The organism is Flavobacterium sp. RHBU_3 (assembly GCF_046613565.1).
GTDB lineage: Bacteria > Bacteroidota > Bacteroidia > Flavobacteriales > Flavobacteriaceae > Flavobacterium.
On sequence record NZ_JBKJHC010000020.1, the window covers coordinates 1 to 18453 of the forward strand.

An 18453-nucleotide genomic window follows, 5' to 3' on the forward strand; every position below is an offset into this window, starting at 1 on the left:
ATATATTGAAGCCACTCTGTTTAGGGGAGTGGCTTATTTTTCTGAAAACAACTATAACGATTTAGTTAAAAACAAAACCGATGAACAAAAGATATTTTACAAGGGCTACAGCATGCCTGCTGGCGATAATGGCTTTAAGTGTTACAGCCTGTAAAAAAGAACCGGAACATAAAGAAGAAAACAAGGAGGCAGCACAGCCTGAAGCTAAGAAATACCTTTCTCAACCACTTGTGTCAGATATATATACAGCCGACCCTTCGGCACGAGTATTTGAAGGGAAAATTTACATATATCCGTCACACGATATTGATGCCGGCACGCCTGAAAATGATAACGGCGATCATTTTGATATGAAGGATTATCACATATTTTCTTTGGATAGTGTAGGCGGTAAAGTTACCGATCACGGTGTAGGGCTTGATATTAAAAATATACCATGGGCAGGGCGCCAGCTTTGGGCACCCGATGCCGAATTTAAAAACGGTACTTACTACCTGTATTTCCCTGTAAAAGATAAGCAGGATGTTTTCCGTATAGGGGTGGCTACCAGTAAAAGCCCTGCCGGTCCGTTTGTTGCTGAAAAAGAACCTATAAAAGGCAGTTACAGCATAGACCCGGCCATTTTTACCGATGAAGACGGTACGTCGTACATGTATTTTGGAGGCATTTGGGGTGGGCAGCTACAGCGTTGGGCTACAGGAAAATATGAGGCTAACGGCTCTAAAACCGATTCTGAAAAGCCCGATGAACCGGCTCTTAACTGCAAGGTAGCTAAGCTTACTAAAGACATGTTGCAGTTTGACGGAGCCGTGGGCGATATTATTATCAACGACAGTGAGGGCAAGCCGTTGCTTACCAAAGACCACGATAGGAGGTTTTTTGAAGGCTCATACATGCACAAGTACAAAGGCAAATATTATTTTACCTATTCTACCGGAGATACCCATTACCTTGCTTATGCTGTGGGCGATAAGCCTACCGGACCATTTGAATATAAAGGTCATTTTATGAACCCGGTAGAAGGGTGGACCACGCACCATTCTATAGTAGAATTTAAGGGTAAATGGTACCTGTTTTACCATGATACCCAGCTTTCGGGCAAAACACACCTTAGGAACATAAAGGTGACTGAACTTGTGCACAATGCAGATGGTTCTTTACAGCTGATCAATTCATAAACAATCATGTTTATGAAAACTGTAAGTAAGTATATAGCAGTATTTGGTTGTCTGTTTTTAACCATTGGTTCAGCGCATTCACAGCAGGATGTACAAACGTTTAAGTCTGTTTTTAAGGACAAATTTTATGTTGGGGTAGCTATAAACAGACAGCAGGCAATGGGTGTTGATAAGAAAGAACAAGATCTTATAAAACAGTATTATAACTGTATAAGCCCTGAGAACGACCTTAAATGGGAAAACATACACCCGGCAGAAGGCACATACAACTTTCGTCCTGCTGATGCTTATGTGGAGTTTGGTAAACAGTCGGGTATGTTCATCATTGGGCATACGCTGGTGTGGCATTCGCAAACGCCCGACTGGGTATTTAAAGACGCTAAGGGTAACGACCTTACCCGCGAAGCCCTGCTGGCCCGTATGAAAGACCATATAGAAACCGTGATGCATAGGTATAAAGGCATTATAAAAGGCTGGGATGTGGTAAACGAAGCCCTTAATGAAGATGGCTCATTGCGCAACTCGAAATGGAGGACGATTATTGGCGACGATTATATAGAAAAGGCTTTTGAATATGCCCATGCAGCCGACCCTCACGCTGAACTGTACTACAACGACTATAACCTGAACCAAAGTGAAAAGCGTAGTGGGGCAATAGAAATTGTACAGCAGTTAAAACAAAAAGGTTTGCCTATAAAAGCAGTAGGGGAGCAGGCACATTACAGCTTGTGGCATGGTACTGATAAAGAGGTGGAAGCGCTTATACGCGATTTTATTAACGTAGGTATAGTAGTAAACTTTACTGAGTTTGACATATCTGTGCTGCCTGATAAAGGTGCTAGTACCACCGCTGATGTGGCAAATACTGCAAAGTATGAGGAACGGCTAAACCCTTATACTGCCGGTTTACCCACTGATGTGCAGCAACAGTTGGCTGACCGCTATGGCAATATTTTTAAGCTGTTTGTAAAATACAGCGATAATATAGACCGGGTTACATTTTGGGGGCTTTCAGATAGGAATACATGGCTAAACAACTGGCCTATACGGGGGCGAACCAACTATCCATTGCCTTTTAGCAGGGATCTTTCTTTAAAGAAAGATGTAGTTGCTAAAATATTGCAGGCAGCCAAATAATGAGTATAGAGAATATTTAATATCATCATTAAATAGAGAGTTTGGGTTTTTTACATTAAACCTGCCGGGTGGTTCCGGCAGGTTATTTTATTGCTTTTTGTGAATAACAAAAGATTCAGGTTTAACCTTATAGTATATGAAAATGACACACTACAAAGCGAGAAATAAGGTAATAACAATAGGTGAAGTGTATATGATGGCTACATCAAAGGGACACTTTAGAGTAACACAACCAATGACTCTTGATTTTTCGGTTAAAGGTTGTGAAATGAATGTAGCTGCATCATTATCAAGCCTTGGTCAGGACGTTTCACATTTTACTATAATCTCAGACGATACGCTGGGTGAAACAGTCTTAGATTTCATGAAACACAGAAGTATTAATACCCAATATGTACAAAAGACGACAATTCCGTTGTGTATTTGTTTAGTGGAAAAGAGTGTTGACAAAGCCCCTGTTAAAGTAGCTAACAGCATAACAAAAAGTCCATTAGAAACATTTGACTGGAGCGCAGTGTCATGGAAAAATGTGTTTCAGGATGCCGGTTGGTTATTTTGGTCGGCGAGCTTTGTGAGACTTCAAGATGCTGCCGGCAGGCTTGCAGAAATACTTCAAAGTGCCCAGGCAGATACTATAAGCGTAGTTACAGATTTGTCGCTCGTTAACCCCGGTATAACAGACTTCTCCCGAGATATTGTTACCTCGCTTATACCATATTCATCTGTAGTAATTGCTAACGTAGAAAATATCAATATGCTTTTAGAAACTGATTTTGGTGATGATACTCTTGCCTTTACCGCTGCGTGCACTAAGCTAAATGAGTTATATCCTAATATTACCTCAGTTTTTGACAAGGTTTGTAATGGCTCTCGTTGTTATGGACGCGGATGGGTAAATAAAAGATATATACAAACTCCTGAAATAGATATAGGCTGTATTGTAGATGATGAAGGTACTTCAGAATCATTTGCCGCAGGATTACTTTATATACTCAGATTTCATGAAGAGCAGCATGCGCTTAATTTTGCTATCGCCGCCTTTGCACTACAGCATACTGTAAAAGGAGATTATAATGAGGCTACAGTTAATGAAATTATAGCAGTATTACAGGCTTCGAGACGGTTTCAATAGCTTTTGTATGCAGTAGTGGTTTGTTTAGGTTTATTAACTTTAAAATTATTAATACCGTATTTTTGTTTTATGTTTTTTTAAAAAAATGTAATTTATAATAATTTATTTTATATGAATTATATATTACTTCAAATTTACTAAAACGTATTCGTAGTTTTTATGATGGTATTTATGGCATCTAAATTTGTAAATTTTACTTTTGGTCTATAATACCATAAGTTATTAATTTTTTATACTCCTGAATGCATTGTAAGCATGAACAGGAAATATAGAGTAAACCTGGAATCATCCTGGTTTTGGAATTTTATCAATAAATCTTTTTGTTAATTTTTTAAATAATTTTTTAATGAGAAAAAAACACCTTGTTTTCGAAATCGTTTTAGTTTAAGAAAATTTAATTATGAATAGCTATAACCAAACACGTTTTATTTTAATCAATAACTAACTAATTTAATTTATGGAGAACCTCTACAAAGTATTAATAGCATCTAAACGGATGTTGTTACTATTTACGTTATTCTTAGCTCCTCACTTTATTATGCAGGCGCAGAATATAAGTGTTACCGGAACAGTTACTTCGGCAGAAGACAAGCTGGGTGTACCGGGTGTAAATGTTGTTATTAAAGGCACTACAAATGCCACTACCACTGATTTTGATGGTAACTATACAATTTCTGTACCGTCCGGTACTGTACTTGTATTTTCATCTGTAGGCTTTAAAACACAGGAAATTACTGTTACGGGGACTACTTTAAATGTAACACTTGAAAGTGATACCAAGCAGCTTGAAGAAGTAGTTGTTGTGGGGTATGGTGCCCAACGCAAGGAGGCCGTTACAGGGTCTGTAGTATCTATAAAAGGGGAGCAGCTCAGGGAAATGCCTGCTGCAAACATAACCCAGGCGCTACAGGGTAGGCTTGCAGGTGTAGAACTGGCTCAAACTTCTACAAAGCCGGGTGCCACTATGCAAATCCGTATAAGGGGTACCCGATCGTTAAATGCGAGCAATGACCCTCTGGTTGTGTTAGATGGTATACCTTTTGCCGGCTCATTAAGCGATCTTAGCTCTGATGACATAAAGAGTATAGAGATACTTAAAGACGCTTCAGCTACAGCTATTTACGGTTCGCGTGGTGCCAATGGTGTTATACTTGTTACATCAAATAAAGGTCAAAAAGGTGGTGAGGCACATTTTACTTATAACGGCTATTTTGGTACAAAAGAGGTTTTTTCTTATTACCCAATGATGAATGGGCCAAAATATGCTAAGTTGCGTACTGCCGCCGGTATGTATACAAACGGGCTGGACGAAGCTGACGATGTAAATACAAACTGGCAAGACTTGTTTTACAGGACAGGTACCATGCAGAACCACTACATGGGTGTAAGCGGCGGAACTCCAAAAGGTAGCTATAATTTTAGTACAAGCTATTATAAAGAGGAGGCCGTAATACCTTTACAGGATTATCAGCGCGTAACCTTACAAGGGTCTTTAGATCAGGAAATAGGACTATTTCGTTTTGGTTTTACTTCAAATAATAACTATTCTATAAACAATGGTAATAGCCTTAATATGTATGGAGTACTAAGTATGTCTCCGCTGGCTAACCCATATAATGAAGACGGCAGCTGGAAACGTACAGTAAGAATGCCTCTTGATGAACAATGGGTATACAGCAAGTACACATTAGAACATTTAGGCGATAAATATGTAGATAAAACTAAGGCATTTTCATCTTATAACACATTGTATGGAGAAGTAAAAATTCCGTGGGTAGACGGCCTTAAATTCCGTACTAATTTAGGAGGTACAGTACGTACAAGTAATAGTGGTAGTTATACCGGCGAAGGTGTTTTCAGTACAACAGCCGATACGCCTTCTGTGGCATCAATAGGCAATTCACTTACTACTAACTGGACTATTGAAAACTTATTGACCTATGACCATACTTTTTCTGAGAAACATAAAGTTAACGCTGTAGCTTTATATTCAGCTCAGGAAAATATGTATAACAGCTCTTCTATTAGTGCTAAAAACATACCGTCTGATGCTTTCCAGTTCTATAATTTAGGACAAGCACAGGGAGAGGTTACCATTAATCCTGCTAACCAGGCGTATCAAAAAAGTGGTTTACTTTCTTATATGGGGCGCGTTATGTATTCATATAATGATAAGTACATGCTAAGTGCTACAATGCGCTCAGATGCCTCATCAAGGTTAGCACCGGGCCATCAGTGGCATACCTATCCAGCTGTTTCAGCAGGTTGGAACATTAAAGGTGAATCTTTCCTAAAAGAATCTAAAACTATAGATCTTTTAAAACTTAGGGTAGGTTACGGTGAAACATCAAACCAGTCTGTAGACCCATATAAAACGCTTGGACTTTTAAGTACAAGGCCTTATAACTTTGGTGGTACTTACTCTACCGGTTATTATGTGTCTCAGCTACCAAACCCTAAACTTGGATGGGAATACTCTAAAACCTGGAACTATGGTGTAGATTTTGGGTTTTTCAACAGTCGCATTACCGGTACTGTAGAATACTATGTACAAGACACAAACAATGTATTACTTAGTGTAGGTCTTCCGGCTACCTCTGGTGTTAGTAGTTATACTGCTAATATTGGCGCTACCCAAAACAAAGGATTTGAACTTACTCTAAATGGCCTTATTATAGACAATCCTGACGGATTTTCTTGGGATGCAGGTATAAACCTTTACGCAAACCGAAATAAGCTGGTTTCGCTGGCTTCGGGTGCTACGAGAGATGAAAGTAACTGGTGGTTTGTAGGGCATCCTATTAATGTTATTTATGATTATCAAAGGGTAGGCTTATGGCAGGAAGGAGATCCTTACATTGCAATACTTGAGCCTGGTGCGGCAAATGACCCTACTGTAGATAATGGTTTAGGAATGATAAAAGTGAAATATACAGGTGAGTATAACGACGATGGAACACCTGTAAGGGCTATAGGTACAGATGACCGCCAGATAATGGATGTAAACCCTAAATATCAGGGAGGCTTTAACACCCACTTTAATTATAAAGGATTTGATTTAGGTATCGTAGGTGCATTTCAAAATGGAGGTATACTTATAAGCACATTATATGGCTCAGCAGGTTACTTAAACCTTATGGACGGACGTAGAGGACAAGTAGATGTAGATTACTGGACTCCAGACCATACAAATACAAGATATCCTAATCCTAAATCGCAGCGCAGCAGTAATAACCCTAAGTATGGTAGTACTTTAGGCTATTTTGATGGTTCTTACGTAAAAATACGTACCATATCACTAGGATATACATTTAAACAAGATTTTCTTAAAAGAAATGGTGTTCAAAAACTAAGGCTGTATTCAACATTGCAGAATCCTTGGGTAATATATTCACCTTATCATAAAGCTACCGGAATGGATCCTGAAACAAACTCTTATGGCGATGAAAACTCGGCTGTTAGCTCTTATCAAAGACGTTTGTTAACCCAAGGTGTTAATACACCGGTTACACGTAACTTAATGATTGGTATGAACATAACTTTCTAAAAAAAACACACTATGAAATTTAAACATATAAAAACCAAGTTAGTATTAGTGCTATTTTCAGGGATGTTTCTTGCGAGTTGTACTGATGTGTTAGACGAAAAACCCAGGAGTATTTATACACCGGAATATTTTAAAACTGAAAAGGGTGTTTATGGCGGATTAACATCTATGTATGCACACTTAAGGTACATATACGGTAATGGGTATTACTATAACATGTGTATGACCGGAACTGATGAAGTTACATATGGAGCAAGTGGCGATGGTAACTTTAAAGATATGGATTTGTCTGGGGTGGGGCAGCTTACCGGTGCAACAAGCAGATCCGATGTTTTGTGGTATGCAGCTTTTCCTAACATAAACACTGCCAGTGGTATTATAGAAAATGCTACAACTGTAGGAATATCTGAGTCACTTATCTCTGAAGCAAGATTTTTCCGCGCATTTGATTATTTTATGCTTGTACAAACTTTTGGAGGAGTACCTTTAGATTTAGGTGCAGGTGAGCTTAATTTTAATACATCGGCTACCCGTGTATCAGTTAGGAATACTGTACCGGAAGTATATACAAAGGCTATATTTCCTGATCTTCAGATTGCTGTGGCAAACCTGCCTGATGCAGGCAGAGTAACAGGTGGTGTAACAAAAACAGTTGCTAAGCTATACTTAGCTAAGGCTTACCTTACGTATGCATGGTGGCTGCAAAACCCGGGTAACATACCTACATATCCGGAAACATCTCGTACTGACCCTGATGGGCACGATGCATCCTGGTACTTTCAGCAGGCCTACAACGTGGCTACCGAGGCTATAGATAACCCTGGCTCATTCGGGCTACAGCCTACGTTTTATGATGTAAGCCTTGCACAAAATGATCGTAATAATGAAATATTGCTTTATGCAGATCATACACAATCGAGCGAGTTTTATAATGGAGGCAGCCTTACTTACGGTACAGGTGCTTCTCCCGATAATTTTGCCAGCTGGATGATGACATGGAATTATACCATTATAAGGAGCGCAGCAGATGCGGGGCAAACATCTCTTATAAGCTCTGTACAACGTGAGGCTGCTCAAAAGTATGGACGCCCGTGGACATGTATGGCTCCTACTATAGGAACAATAACTAATACTTTTGCCGATAAAACAAACGACTCGCGCTACGATGGTACTTTTACAACGGTTTTCAGGGCAAACTGGCCTAAAGGCAACCTTAATTACGCATTTTTATATAATGCAAATAATGAACAGGTAGTACCCGGCGATGCTGTAATGACCTTCTTAGACGAGGAGCCGTCGGAATCTATAGATTACAGTAATAGTACGTATAAAAGTAATGTGGGAGCAGGTGTTATTGCCGGTAGGGCAGATTATGTAAGGTCTCCTACGGCTGTAAGCAGGATTTCTTTTCCAAGTATATGGAAACAGGGGCCGTACCGTACTGATAACGGTACCGGTTTAGGTCAACCAAATGCCGGTAGTACACGTCCGTTTAACATTGCTAAGTTTTCAGAATTTTACCTTATTGCTGCAGAAGCTGCTGTTAAAGGTGCGGCAACATCTTCAGGTAAAACAGCTTACGATTTGGTAAATGTTCTTAGGGCACGTGCCGGAAAATGGCGTTGGGATAACAATGACAATATAGCTAAAAGTGAAGACCATAGCGCACAGATGATTGCTGCTACTCCGGCAGTAATAGATATAAATTACATTCTGGCAGAACGTTCAAGGGAGTATTTTGGCGAATGCTACCGTTGGTACGACCTTGTTCGTACCCAAAAATGGGCAGAACTGGCATCAACTTATGTTATTTGCGGCCCCACATTTGCAGACCATACACCTCAAACTTTTCAGCGCGATATACAGCCTTATCTTTATTTAAGGCCTATACCGCAAGGACAGTTAGATGCTATGGAAATGAGTGACGCTGAAATTGATGCTTATCAGAATCCGGGTTATTAGTTTTACAATTGGGTTAGGTTACTATGGGGAAGAGGTTGCTTTTGGCAGCCTCTTTTTCTTTTTATATTTGTTTTAAAGCCTAAAATTTAGCTTTTCTGTAAAAATCCGTTTAAATTTACAGAAAACGTTTTCTTTAATTTTTTGCTGCATATAAAGTATGTCTAATATTACTATAAAAGATATTGCAAAAGCTCTTAATGTTTCTGTTTCTACGGTTTCTAAAGCCTTAAATAACAGTTATGAAATAAGCCCCGGCACAAAACAGTTAATTACTGATTATGCCCGCGAAAATAACTATAAGCCTAATCGTTTTGCCAAAAGCCTTAAGGTAGGGCATACTACATCAATAGGGGTTGTAATTTCATCTTTTGTAGGCAGTACATTTTTAGGGCAGGTGATAGATGGAATTTATAAAGCGTCATATGAAGCGGGGTATGACATTATCATTATGCAAAGTCTGGAAAATGTAGAAAATGAAAAAAATTGCCTTGATGCACTTATATCTAAGGGTGTAGACGGAATATTGCTGGCGCCGGTAAGCGAAACTTCAAATTCTGATTATCTTAATTATATAAACGACAATGTGTGTCCGGTAGTGCTTTTCGATCGTATTAATCCTGATATACGTACCATAAAAATAGGTGTAAATGAATATATGGGAGCCCTGGAAGCTACCCAGCATCTTATAAACATAAACAGGAAACGCATTTTGTTTATTACAGGCGATAAATTTGGTGACAACAATCAGAGGATTTTAGGATACAAAAAAGCGCTAAAAAATCTTGATATTCCCATTAATCCGCGATATATGGTGTTTTGTAACCTGGAGGATAGAGAAGAGCTTGATTCTAAGATTAAAGAATCCATATTACAACTCAGGGAAATGAATATAGCACCAAATGCAATTTTTGGGGCTACAGATCTCATTACCATACGAACTTTAGGCGTCTTGGCACAAATGAATATAAAGGTACCCGACGAAATTGCAGTAATAGGTTTTGCAAATACTGATATTGCTTTTTCACTTAATCCGCCATTATCTGCTATAAGGCAACCCGCTAAAGATATGGGGTACTTAGCCCTGCATAAACTCGTAGAACTTATTAAACTTGACGGAGAAGGGAGTAAGCGTGTTAATCCTCATACGGTATTATTAGAAACTTCATTACAATTGCGTAACTCAACTGATACTCTTAATACTTTAAAATAAGGATAAAACTGCCTCATAAAACATCAGGTTGATTTATGAGGCAATTTTTTAGATGTTAAACCTTACAGTAACCCCGTAAGTACGCTGGTCGCCCAGTACACCGGCATATTGGCCGGCATTTCCTGCTCCTGGTAACAGTTGCTCGAAATAATCCTTATTAAATATATTACGTCCCCAAACATACAGGCTAAACTTATCTGCAACGCGAAAACCTGCACGGGCGTTAACTAATGAGTAACCTTCTACAACCAGATATTTTGAAGGTGATGGGCTGCTGCTAAACTCACTTCGGTGGTAGCTGTCTACTGCCAGGAAGTATTCTCCTTTAAGGCCTATAAGCGATCCGTTAAAAGAACCTTCTCCGCCAAGTGATCCGGCCCATTTAGAAATACCCGGTAGCACTGAACCCGAAATATCCTTGTATGTGGCACTACCTGTCTCTTCAAGTGGTACCGGTGCATTGGTAAACTTTACATATTTGCCATCTGTATAGGCCACTGCTCCATAAAAGTTAAGGTGATTGGTTATACGTACAGTAGCGTCGACTTCTACACCGCGTACACGCACCTTATCTGCATTGCTCAGGTAGCCACGGTTAACAGAAAGATCCGCTGTTTGTACCTGTGTTTGGTAATCTTTTATATCAGTATTATAAGCTACAAAGTTTAGCGTCGAATTCTCAAAAGGAATTGTTTTAATACCTGCCTCGTAATGAAAAACACGTTCGGGCTTTATTTTAGCCAGTTCGGTCATTGGCTGCCCGTTAGCATTAGGAAGCCCACCCAGGTTTAGTCCAACGGGTTTAAATCCTGTGGCACCTGTTGCAAAAATATTCAAGCGTTTAGTAGGTTTGTATGCCGCAGTAAGTTGTCCGCTGTAATTAGTATCATTGGTGTGTGCAGTAAATTCCTGGTTGCTATACACTGAATTTTTAAGTGCTATTAAGGCAGGATCGTCTGTTTGCAGGCCGCCATACGTTTCCCTGCGGAAATCTACGTCTTTATCGTCATAGTTAATCCTGATTCCCGGCAGTATGTTCACTTTATCGGTTACAGACCAGTCTACCTGCCCAAAAAAAGCCCCGCTAAAACTATTCAGGCTGGGGTATGTGCGTATTCCATATCCGTTTAGCAATCCGGGAGTTTGCCATAGTTCGCTTGTGCTGTTTTGGCTGAAGCGCCATTGGTCTGCACCTGCTTCTTCTATTTGTGCACCATCTGCCCTTAGACGTTGCCCAATGGCAAATAAGCCAAAAACGCCGTCGAGTCCTTCGGTAAGTGTACCTGCCCAACGTATTTCCTGGCTCCACTGGCGGTGCTTGCTTGGAGCCTCGCTTTTGGCTAATCCCTGTAAGCCTGTAAAGTCGCGGTCGTTACTGGGATCCCAGTCCCAAAAACGCCATGCGGAGGTTGAGGTAAGTAAACCATCGCCTACTTTAATATTCACATTTACAGATGCACCTCCCATGTCCTGGTTAGACCGCCAAGGAGTATCCTGGTCTATTATACGGTTATATGGATTAGTACTGGGTAATGTGTATCCTAAGTCGGCAATGATCTGGTTAAACTGGCTGTAAGCAGGCCTATGTGTAGGAGCCACCCCGGCAATAACTTGTGCGTATCCGTTAGGGCGCTGACGGGTGTAATCAATAGCGAATAATACATCTACAGTATTATCAGGCTTATAAAGTAGTTGTCCTCGCAGCCCTACATTATTCAGGTCGTTTACATGTTGTTGAGTGCGTACATTATACAGTAAACCGTCGCGCTGTGTGCCTGAAAATGAAAGCCTACCGGCAAGTTTTTCACTAAAAGGTCCTGTTATGGATACTTTACTCTGTATGAAATTATAATTACCAAAACTATTTTCAACAGTAGCTCCAAAGTTAAACTGCGGTTTTTTTGTTGTTATGTTAAATGCCCCGGCAGTAGTATTTTTTCCAAATAAAGTACCTTGTGGACCACGCAGTACTTCAATTTGTTCAAGGTCTATAAAGTCCAGGGTAGTAGCGGCCGGACGTGCATAATAAACCCCGTCTACGTAAAAACCTACCCCTGGGTCTATTCCATCGTTAGTAAGGCCGAATGTTGTACCCAGCCCGCGGATACTTAATCCGGTATTTCTGGGGTTTGATGAATACAATTGTACTGATGGTACCAGTTCCTTAATACGGTTTACGTTAAAAGCTCCTGCATCGTTTGCCAGCCTGCCACTTATAACCGAAATAGGTATGGGTACGTCCTGTGCATTTTCCTTACGGCGACGTAATGTTATAAGTACCTCATTTAAGCTGGTGTCAAACACTTCGGTCAGGGTTATTTGCAGCGGTAGGGCTGTTGTTTCATCAACTACTATTGTTTGACCCTTAAACCCTAGGAATGTTATGTTTAGAGTTGCGGGCAGGATTTGATTTGCTATAGTAAATATACCATCAGCATCGGTTGTTACTGATATGGTGGAATTTTGTAAAAGTACCGTAACCCCGGGTACGGGTAGCCCTCCCTGATCTGTGATTATGCCGTTAATTTCTGTTTGCGCATAAACAGTGGTACCCAGTATAAAAAGAAAAAAGGTGTATATAATTGGTTTCATAGTTTTTTAATCAGAGTAGTTTTAATAGTATTCTTATACTAAATGTTATTACTAAGGTTGCCACAAGCAGTAATGCTATTTTTCGTGGTAGTTTACCCGACAAGCGTGCTGCAAACGGCGCTGCAATAGTACCTCCTATTATTATTCCGGCTAAGGTTGTCCAGTGGGTAATACCCAAGGAAGCAAAAAACGTAACCGCCGCGGCAAACGTTACAAAGAATTCTGAAAGGCTAACAGTACCAACCACAAAGTTCATCTTTCTTCCTTTTGCTAATAGGGTAGAGGTAACAATAGGCCCCCAACCGCCACCTGCAAATGAATCCATAAAGCCTCCTGTAAATCCTAAAAAGCCCACTTTCTTTATTTTTGATTTGGCATTTACATTTTTTAAGGCCAGGTAAATCAAGCGTAAACCAATAGAAAATGTATAAATAGCTACTGTTATATAGGCCAGGGTTGCATAAGTATTCCCAACGTAAATAAGGAGTAACGCGCCTGCTACCGCTCCCGAAACGCCGGGTATTGCCAACCACAAGAGTAGTCTTTTATTTACATTGCCAAATTTGTAATGAGTGTAGCCGCTAACCGCACTCGAAAATACTTCGGCGGTATGTATACTACTGGAAATTACTGGTAGGTTAACCCCAAAGAGCATCATCATGGTAGAACACATAATTCCGTAACCCATGCCCAGTGCACCGTCTACCAGCTGGGCAACAAACCCCACTGCCAGCATTATGTAGAAACTAGAAGGGACACCGGAAACCAAATGCAACAATTCTCTTCCTGATAGCAAAGCGGAAACACTGTAACCTACAATAAATACCATAAACAATAGCGATGCGGTTGTAATCAGCTTTTTGTTCGTTCCAGGCGCTTTATTGTTTACAGCCAATGGAGCGGTTATCTTATTCAACGTTTTTAGTTTATCGCTAAAATCACCGGCATGGGCATTCCTTAGTTTATTAAGCTGATTGATGCTAGTATCTACTTCATCAGGAATTACCTGCTCAAAATACTCCCTCAGCCTTCGAGCTAATACCGGTGACTTTCCATTGGTAGAAAAAGCTATTTTTAGGCTCCCCTTGTTTACTATAGATCCCAGGTAGAAATCACACAATGCGGGCTGGTCTGCTGCGTTTACCAGCACGCCTTTTTGTTTGGCCTGTTCGCGTATACCTCTATTTAATGCAGTATTGGCTGTAGCTATAATAATAAAGTCTACTTCGTTTAAATCTTCTGTTATAAACTCACGCTCCAGCAACTCAATGTTTTCATTTAACAGTATAATACTTCTCAATTCAGGATTTATTTCTGGCGATACTACTGTTATCAGCACATCCGGATTTTGTTTCAGCAGGGTTTGGGTTTTTTCCAGCCCCACCTTACCGCCTCCCACAATCAGGAAGCGGGAGGTTTCGGTTTTCAGGAATATGGGGAACAATGTATTTTTCATAATGCAATTTTTTTCTTCTCTCAGTTTTGAAAGAAGGTTCTATTGGCAAAATCGCCAAAGGTTTCACCTATACGTCTTTCGATTACAAATTGCTTAAAAAGAAGATCCGCTTCGGTTAAAATTTCGGTTTCATCCAGTTTTTCTTTGTACAGTTTGTTCAGGCGTTCTCCATAACGGTCGCCGCCCAGCATCAGGTTGTATTGGCCCGGGCCGGTACCCACAAAACCTATTTCTGCCACATAAGGACGCCCGCAGCCGTTAGGGCAACCCGTCATCCGTATTACAATATCGTCTTGCAATAAGTTATAGCGTTCTAACAAAGGCTCCAATTTTGTAACCAATTCGGGCAGGTAACGCTGTGCTTCTGCAAGGGCAAGCGGACAGGTAGGTAAAGCCACACACGCCATAGAATTTCGGCGTAAACCACTGGTTTCGGCTTCTATGTTGTATTTAGAAATCAGTGCTTCAATGGCCTGTTTGTTTTCAGGAGCTATTTCGCCCAGCATCAGGTTTTGATTTGCCGTGAAAATGAAGTTGGAAATGTTAAGTAAAGCCAGTTCAGCCAGAAACTCTTTTTGATAAGGCTTTACCACGCCATGTTCAATGAACAATGTGTAATACCACTTACCGTCGTGTCCTTGTTGCCAACCGTATCGGTCGCTGCGCTCTGTAAAGGTGTACGGTTTGGCTTCCTTCAGTTCAAAGCCTATGCGTTTTTCCAATTCTTTTTTAAAGCCCGAAACCGTAAGCTTATCTATGGTATATTTCAGCCTCGAAAATTTGCGGTCTTCGCGGTTACCAAAATCCCTTTGTATGGTAAGTATCTCATACACCGCTTTTAGGGTATCTTCTTCGTTATCGGTAAAACCTAAAATACTGCCCAGGCGCGAATATGTGGCACTGTTGCCGTGCGTAGTAGCAAGCCCGCCGCCCGCTGATATGTTAAAGCCTTTAAGCTCATCGTTTTCAATTATGGCTATTAACCCTATATCATTAGTAAAAACATCCACATCGTTAGAGGGCGGTATGGCAATACCTATTTTAAACTTACGTGGCAGGTAACGGTCCTGGTATAGTGGGTCTGCCTCTACAGAGCGTTCGTATATTTTTTCGCCATCAATAAATACCTCGTAATACGCCTGTGTTTTAGGCAGCAGCAATTGCGATATTTTATCGGCATATGCATATACCTGTTCGTGTACGGGTGAGAGTTGCGGATGCGAACTTACAATTACATTTCGGTTTACGTCGCCACAGGCAGCAATAGAGTCAAGCTTTGCGGTATTAAACGCCTGTATGGTAGGGCGAAGCTGGTGCTTTAGCAACCCGTGTAACTGTACGGTTTGTCGTGTAGTTATTTTTAGGGTACCTGTGCCGTATTGTTCAGATATTTCGTGTAGTGCAGCCCATTGTTTAGCGGTTATGGCACCTCCGGGTATGCGCAGGCGTATCATAAACGAGTACAGCTTGTCCAGTTTTTTTGCAGCACGCTCTGCACGGCGGTCGCGGTCGTCCTGCACGTACATACCATGAAATTTAACCAATACCTGATCGTCCGGGCGCAGGTTTCCGGTATGGTTGTCCTGTATACTCTCTTTTAACGTGCCCCTAAGGCCATCGCTGGCAGTTTTTATTTTTTCAACAGCCGATAGTTTATCGCTCATTTGTTTTGTCTTAAATAGTTTTAGTAAACATCTTTTTTATACCTGCCTTCGGTTTCCAGTTGCTCCAGCACATTGGCAGCATCAGTCAGGCTTATGTTGCGCTGTTCGGCTATTACCTCTATAATAGCGCGCTCCACATCGGTACTCATTGGGCTTTTCTGTCCGCAGATGTAGAGTACCGCGCCATTTTGCAACCATTGGTTAAACTCAGCCGCTTTTTCACGAATGCGATCCTGTACATAGATTTTGTGCTGCTGGTCGCGTGAAAAAGCTACATCGAGATTTGTAAGCACTCCCGAAGCCAGCCAGTCTTGAATCTCGGTTTGGTAATAAAAATCGAGCACAAAATGCTGCTCACCAAAGAACAACCAGTTTTTGCCATCGGCTCCGGTAGCATCACGATGTGCTATAAAACTCCTGAAAGGCGCTATGCCGGTACCGGGACCTATCATTATAATATCGCGGTCGTCTTCCGGCAATCTGAAGTTGGGGTTAGGATGGATATAAAAGTCGAATGTTTCATCGGCTTCAAAAACGGTAAGGTATGTTGAAGCCAGTCCTTGCTTTTCAGTCCCGTTAGCTTTAAAGGTATTCAGGTTCACGGTAAGGTGCACCTCACCATCGTGTGCCTCGGGAGATGACGAAATAGAATACAGCCTTGGAGCTACCGGAAGTAATTCCTTAAGTAATGCTGCCGCTTTAAATTCTTCAGGCAGTGCTGCTTGTGATAGCAAATCTTCAAGATCGGTTACTTCATCCCTGAAATCAATGTGTAATAACTTTCCAATGTTCTTAACCGAACGTTTACTAAGCCCTAAGATGTTTTTTTCTGCAAGCCAATTTGTAGCTGATTTACTTTCATTACCAATGGTTATATCGGTACTTCCTTCCAGTTTTAGCCAATTAAGTATTGGGACTATTTTTGCAGTACTGTTTCTGGCTATTACGCCAAGGGCATCGCCCGGTGCATACTGTACTTCTTCATTGGTACTAATTTCCAAATGATAGGTTTCTTTGTTAGAGCCTGTATCGTTTAGTATTACCTTGTGCGACAGTATACCTTTGTGTATCTCTTTAGTATGCGTATTACTTACCGAAGGAGAAGTTACAACTGTTGTTGTTGCAACACTTACACCCGCAAAGGCCGTTTGTAAATCATTTTCCCATTGCGAAACGGTTTCGGCATAGTTTACATCGGCTTTAACTAAAGGTAGTAAGCGTTTAGCTCCGTGTTTTTCCAGGGCTTCATCAAGCGCTATTGCTGCCTGGTTGAATAAAGGATAAGAGGAATCTCCTAACCCAAATACCGAGTAGGAAAGCTCTTTCAGGTTATAGTCTTTTGTGGTAAGCTGTTCATAAAATGCCTGAGCACTCAGCGGGAACTCGCCCTCGCCTTGGGTACTGATAATGAACAATACATGCGACTCTTTTTCAAGCTTCTTTGGGTCCAGCCCAAATATATCTACCGTACGGGCATTGATCTTTTTCTTTTTAAAAGATGCCAGTAACCCCGATGCTACTTTCTTTGCATTACCCGTTTCGGTGCCGTACACAATAACGGGCTTAACCTGTACAGGTATAATTGCTGTATCTGCCACAGGTGTACCTATACTATTTCTTCCTTCAAGGAAACCTGCTATATAACCTTTAGACCATATAAGTTCTTCGGGCGAGGAAACCTTTACCAGTTCTTTTAATATTGCTAACTTACTATCCGGCAGCATACTGAAATGTGTTTTTATGATTATCAAAATACGACTCGTTACCGGCTGTTTCCTGTATCCAGGAATATTGCTTATGCAGGTTTACTACATTGCCAATAATTATCAGGGTAGGTACGTATTCAAACTTTGGTAGCCCTTTTTTATTCAGGTCATAAAAGTTGCGTATGGTTGTTTTCTGGAATGGGGTAGTAGCCTGTTGTACTATAGCAATCCCTTTTTCGGGGTCAATGCCAATACGGATAAGTTTTTGCGTAAGCTCTTCCAGTTTTTGACCACTCATGTAAAATACCAATGTATCATCGGTCTCGGCCCAGTCAAGCCATTGAGCATATTTCACTGTAGAAAGGTCATACAGTGTAAGGAAGCGTACACCCCTTGAATGTCCGCGTGCGGTTAACGGAATACCCGTGTACGCAGCGGCGCCAAAAGCAGCCGAAACACCAGGGACCATTTCGTAGGGTATTTTGTGTTTTTTTAAAACCTGAAGTTCATCCAGTACATTAGAGAATAACGACACATCGCCGCCTTTAAGGCGTAGTACCAGGTGCCCTTTAAGCGCCAGTTCTACCATAAGGTCATTTATGTCGGTTTGTGGGGTATGTATGCCCTTAGAGCATTGTTTTCCCACATAAACAATATGGGCATCCTTGCGGGCGTGCTCTGAAATCAGTTCGGGAGAAACCAGCCTGTCTGTTAGTATTACATCGGCTTGTTGCAGATAGCGCAGGGTTTTTAGGGTAACCAAATCCGGGTCGCCGGGGCCTGCACCGGCCAGTATAACTTTTCCTTTTTTAATATTCATTTTCGTTGTGTTTAGGGTATAAGAATCCTTGCCTTATTGTTTAAATAAG

11 protein-coding genes are annotated in these 18453 nt (G+C 40.9%); 6 read left to right on the forward strand and 5 right to left on the reverse strand.

The features are described from left to right. The first annotated feature begins 80 nt into the window (after nucleotides 1-80). The 6 genes from ACLI1A_RS18990 to ACLI1A_RS19015 all read left to right on the forward strand — a co-directional run bounded on the left by ACLI1A_RS18990 (nucleotide 81) and on the right by ACLI1A_RS19015 (nucleotide 10166). The gene (locus ACLI1A_RS18990; RefSeq protein ID WP_411410278.1) at nucleotides 81-1178 is read left to right on the forward strand and encodes a glycoside hydrolase family 43 protein; all 1098 of its coding nucleotides are present in this window, start codon (nucleotides 81-83) and stop codon (nucleotides 1176-1178) included. A gap of 12 nt (nucleotides 1179-1190) precedes the next feature. Beyond that, complete coding sequence (locus tag ACLI1A_RS18995) at nucleotides 1191-2315, forward strand: endo-1,4-beta-xylanase (RefSeq protein ID WP_411410279.1); 1125 nt, start codon at nucleotides 1191-1193, stop codon at nucleotides 2313-2315. Between the two features lie 136 nt (nucleotides 2316-2451). Next, nucleotides 2452-3447 carry a PfkB family carbohydrate kinase gene (locus tag ACLI1A_RS19000; protein ID WP_411410280.1) on the forward strand — a complete coding sequence of 332 codons (996 nt, stop codon included), beginning with the start codon at nucleotides 2452-2454 and terminating at the stop codon, nucleotides 3445-3447. Between the two features lie 457 nt (nucleotides 3448-3904). After that, the gene (locus tag ACLI1A_RS19005) at nucleotides 3905-6994 is read left to right on the forward strand and encodes a SusC/RagA family TonB-linked outer membrane protein (RefSeq protein ID WP_411410281.1); all 3090 of its coding nucleotides are present in this window, start codon (nucleotides 3905-3907) and stop codon (nucleotides 6992-6994) included. 12 nt (nucleotides 6995-7006) lie between these two features. Next, the gene (locus tag ACLI1A_RS19010; RefSeq protein WP_411410282.1) at nucleotides 7007-8956 is read left to right on the forward strand and encodes a RagB/SusD family nutrient uptake outer membrane protein; all 1950 of its coding nucleotides are present in this window, start codon (nucleotides 7007-7009) and stop codon (nucleotides 8954-8956) included. A gap of 157 nt (nucleotides 8957-9113) precedes the next feature. After that, nucleotides 9114-10166, forward strand: coding sequence for a LacI family DNA-binding transcriptional regulator (locus ACLI1A_RS19015; protein ID WP_411410283.1), 1053 nt, complete (start codon nucleotides 9114-9116; stop codon nucleotides 10164-10166). Nucleotides 10167-10214: 48 nt separating this feature from the next. On the opposite strand, the gene ACLI1A_RS19020 is transcribed toward ACLI1A_RS19015, so the two are convergent. Genes ACLI1A_RS19020 through cobA form a run of 5 tightly spaced genes read right to left on the reverse strand, consistent with a single transcriptional unit; the run spans nucleotide 10215 to nucleotide 18404 of the window. After that, nucleotides 10215-12758 carry a TonB-dependent receptor gene (locus ACLI1A_RS19020; protein WP_411410284.1) on the reverse strand — a complete coding sequence of 848 codons (2544 nt, stop codon included), beginning with the start codon at nucleotides 12756-12758 and terminating at the stop codon, nucleotides 10215-10217. A 10-nt stretch (nucleotides 12759-12768) separates the two neighbouring features. Further along, nucleotides 12769-14214: a TSUP family transporter gene (locus tag ACLI1A_RS19025; protein ID WP_411410285.1), complete on the reverse strand. Its 1446-nt coding sequence runs from the start codon at nucleotides 14212-14214 to the stop codon at nucleotides 12769-12771. A gap of 20 nt (nucleotides 14215-14234) precedes the next feature. Further along, nucleotides 14235-15878, reverse strand: coding sequence for an NADPH-dependent assimilatory sulfite reductase hemoprotein subunit (locus tag ACLI1A_RS19030; protein WP_411410286.1), 1644 nt, complete (start codon nucleotides 15876-15878; stop codon nucleotides 14235-14237). Between the two features lie 20 nt (nucleotides 15879-15898). Further along, nucleotides 15899-17602, reverse strand: coding sequence for a sulfite reductase flavoprotein subunit alpha (locus ACLI1A_RS19035; protein ID WP_411410287.1), 1704 nt, complete (start codon nucleotides 17600-17602; stop codon nucleotides 15899-15901). Further along, nucleotides 17589-18404 (reverse strand): uroporphyrinogen-III C-methyltransferase, encoded by an 816-nt coding sequence (gene cobA / locus ACLI1A_RS19040; RefSeq protein ID WP_411410288.1) that lies wholly within the window; start codon nucleotides 18402-18404, stop codon nucleotides 17589-17591. The genes ACLI1A_RS19035 and cobA overlap by 14 nt, the downstream gene beginning before the upstream one ends. Nucleotides 18405-18453: the final 49 nt, after the last annotated feature.

Bases quoted from the DNA above. Each gene is read 5' to 3' on its own strand.
- ACLI1A_RS19000 (WP_411410280.1), top strand. From the start codon at position 2,452: ATGAAAATGACACACTACAAAGCGAGAAATAAGGTAATAACAATAGGT.
- ACLI1A_RS19015 (WP_411410283.1), top strand. From the start codon at position 9,114: ATGTCTAATATTACTATAAAAGATATTGCAAAAGCTCTTAATGTTTCT.
- ACLI1A_RS19030 (WP_411410286.1), bottom strand. From the start codon at position 15,878: ATGAGCGATAAACTATCGGCTGTTGAAAAAATAAAAACTGCCAGCGAT.
- ACLI1A_RS18995 (WP_411410279.1), top strand. From the start codon at position 1,191: ATGAAAACTGTAAGTAAGTATATAGCAGTATTTGGTTGTCTGTTTTTA.
- ACLI1A_RS19035 (WP_411410287.1), bottom strand. From the start codon at position 17,602: ATGCTGCCGGATAGTAAGTTAGCAATATTAAAAGAACTGGTAAAGGTT.
- cobA (WP_411410288.1), bottom strand. From the start codon at position 18,404: ATGAATATTAAAAAAGGAAAAGTTATACTGGCCGGTGCAGGCCCCGGC.
- ACLI1A_RS19010 (WP_411410282.1), top strand. From the start codon at position 7,007: ATGAAATTTAAACATATAAAAACCAAGTTAGTATTAGTGCTATTTTCA.
- ACLI1A_RS19025 (WP_411410285.1), bottom strand. From the start codon at position 14,214: ATGAAAAATACATTGTTCCCCATATTCCTGAAAACCGAAACCTCCCGC.
- ACLI1A_RS18990 (WP_411410278.1), top strand. From the start codon at position 81: ATGAACAAAAGATATTTTACAAGGGCTACAGCATGCCTGCTGGCGATA.
- ACLI1A_RS19005 (WP_411410281.1), top strand. From the start codon at position 3,905: ATGGAGAACCTCTACAAAGTATTAATAGCATCTAAACGGATGTTGTTA.
- ACLI1A_RS19020 (WP_411410284.1), bottom strand. From the start codon at position 12,758: ATGAAACCAATTATATACACCTTTTTTCTTTTTATACTGGGTACCACT.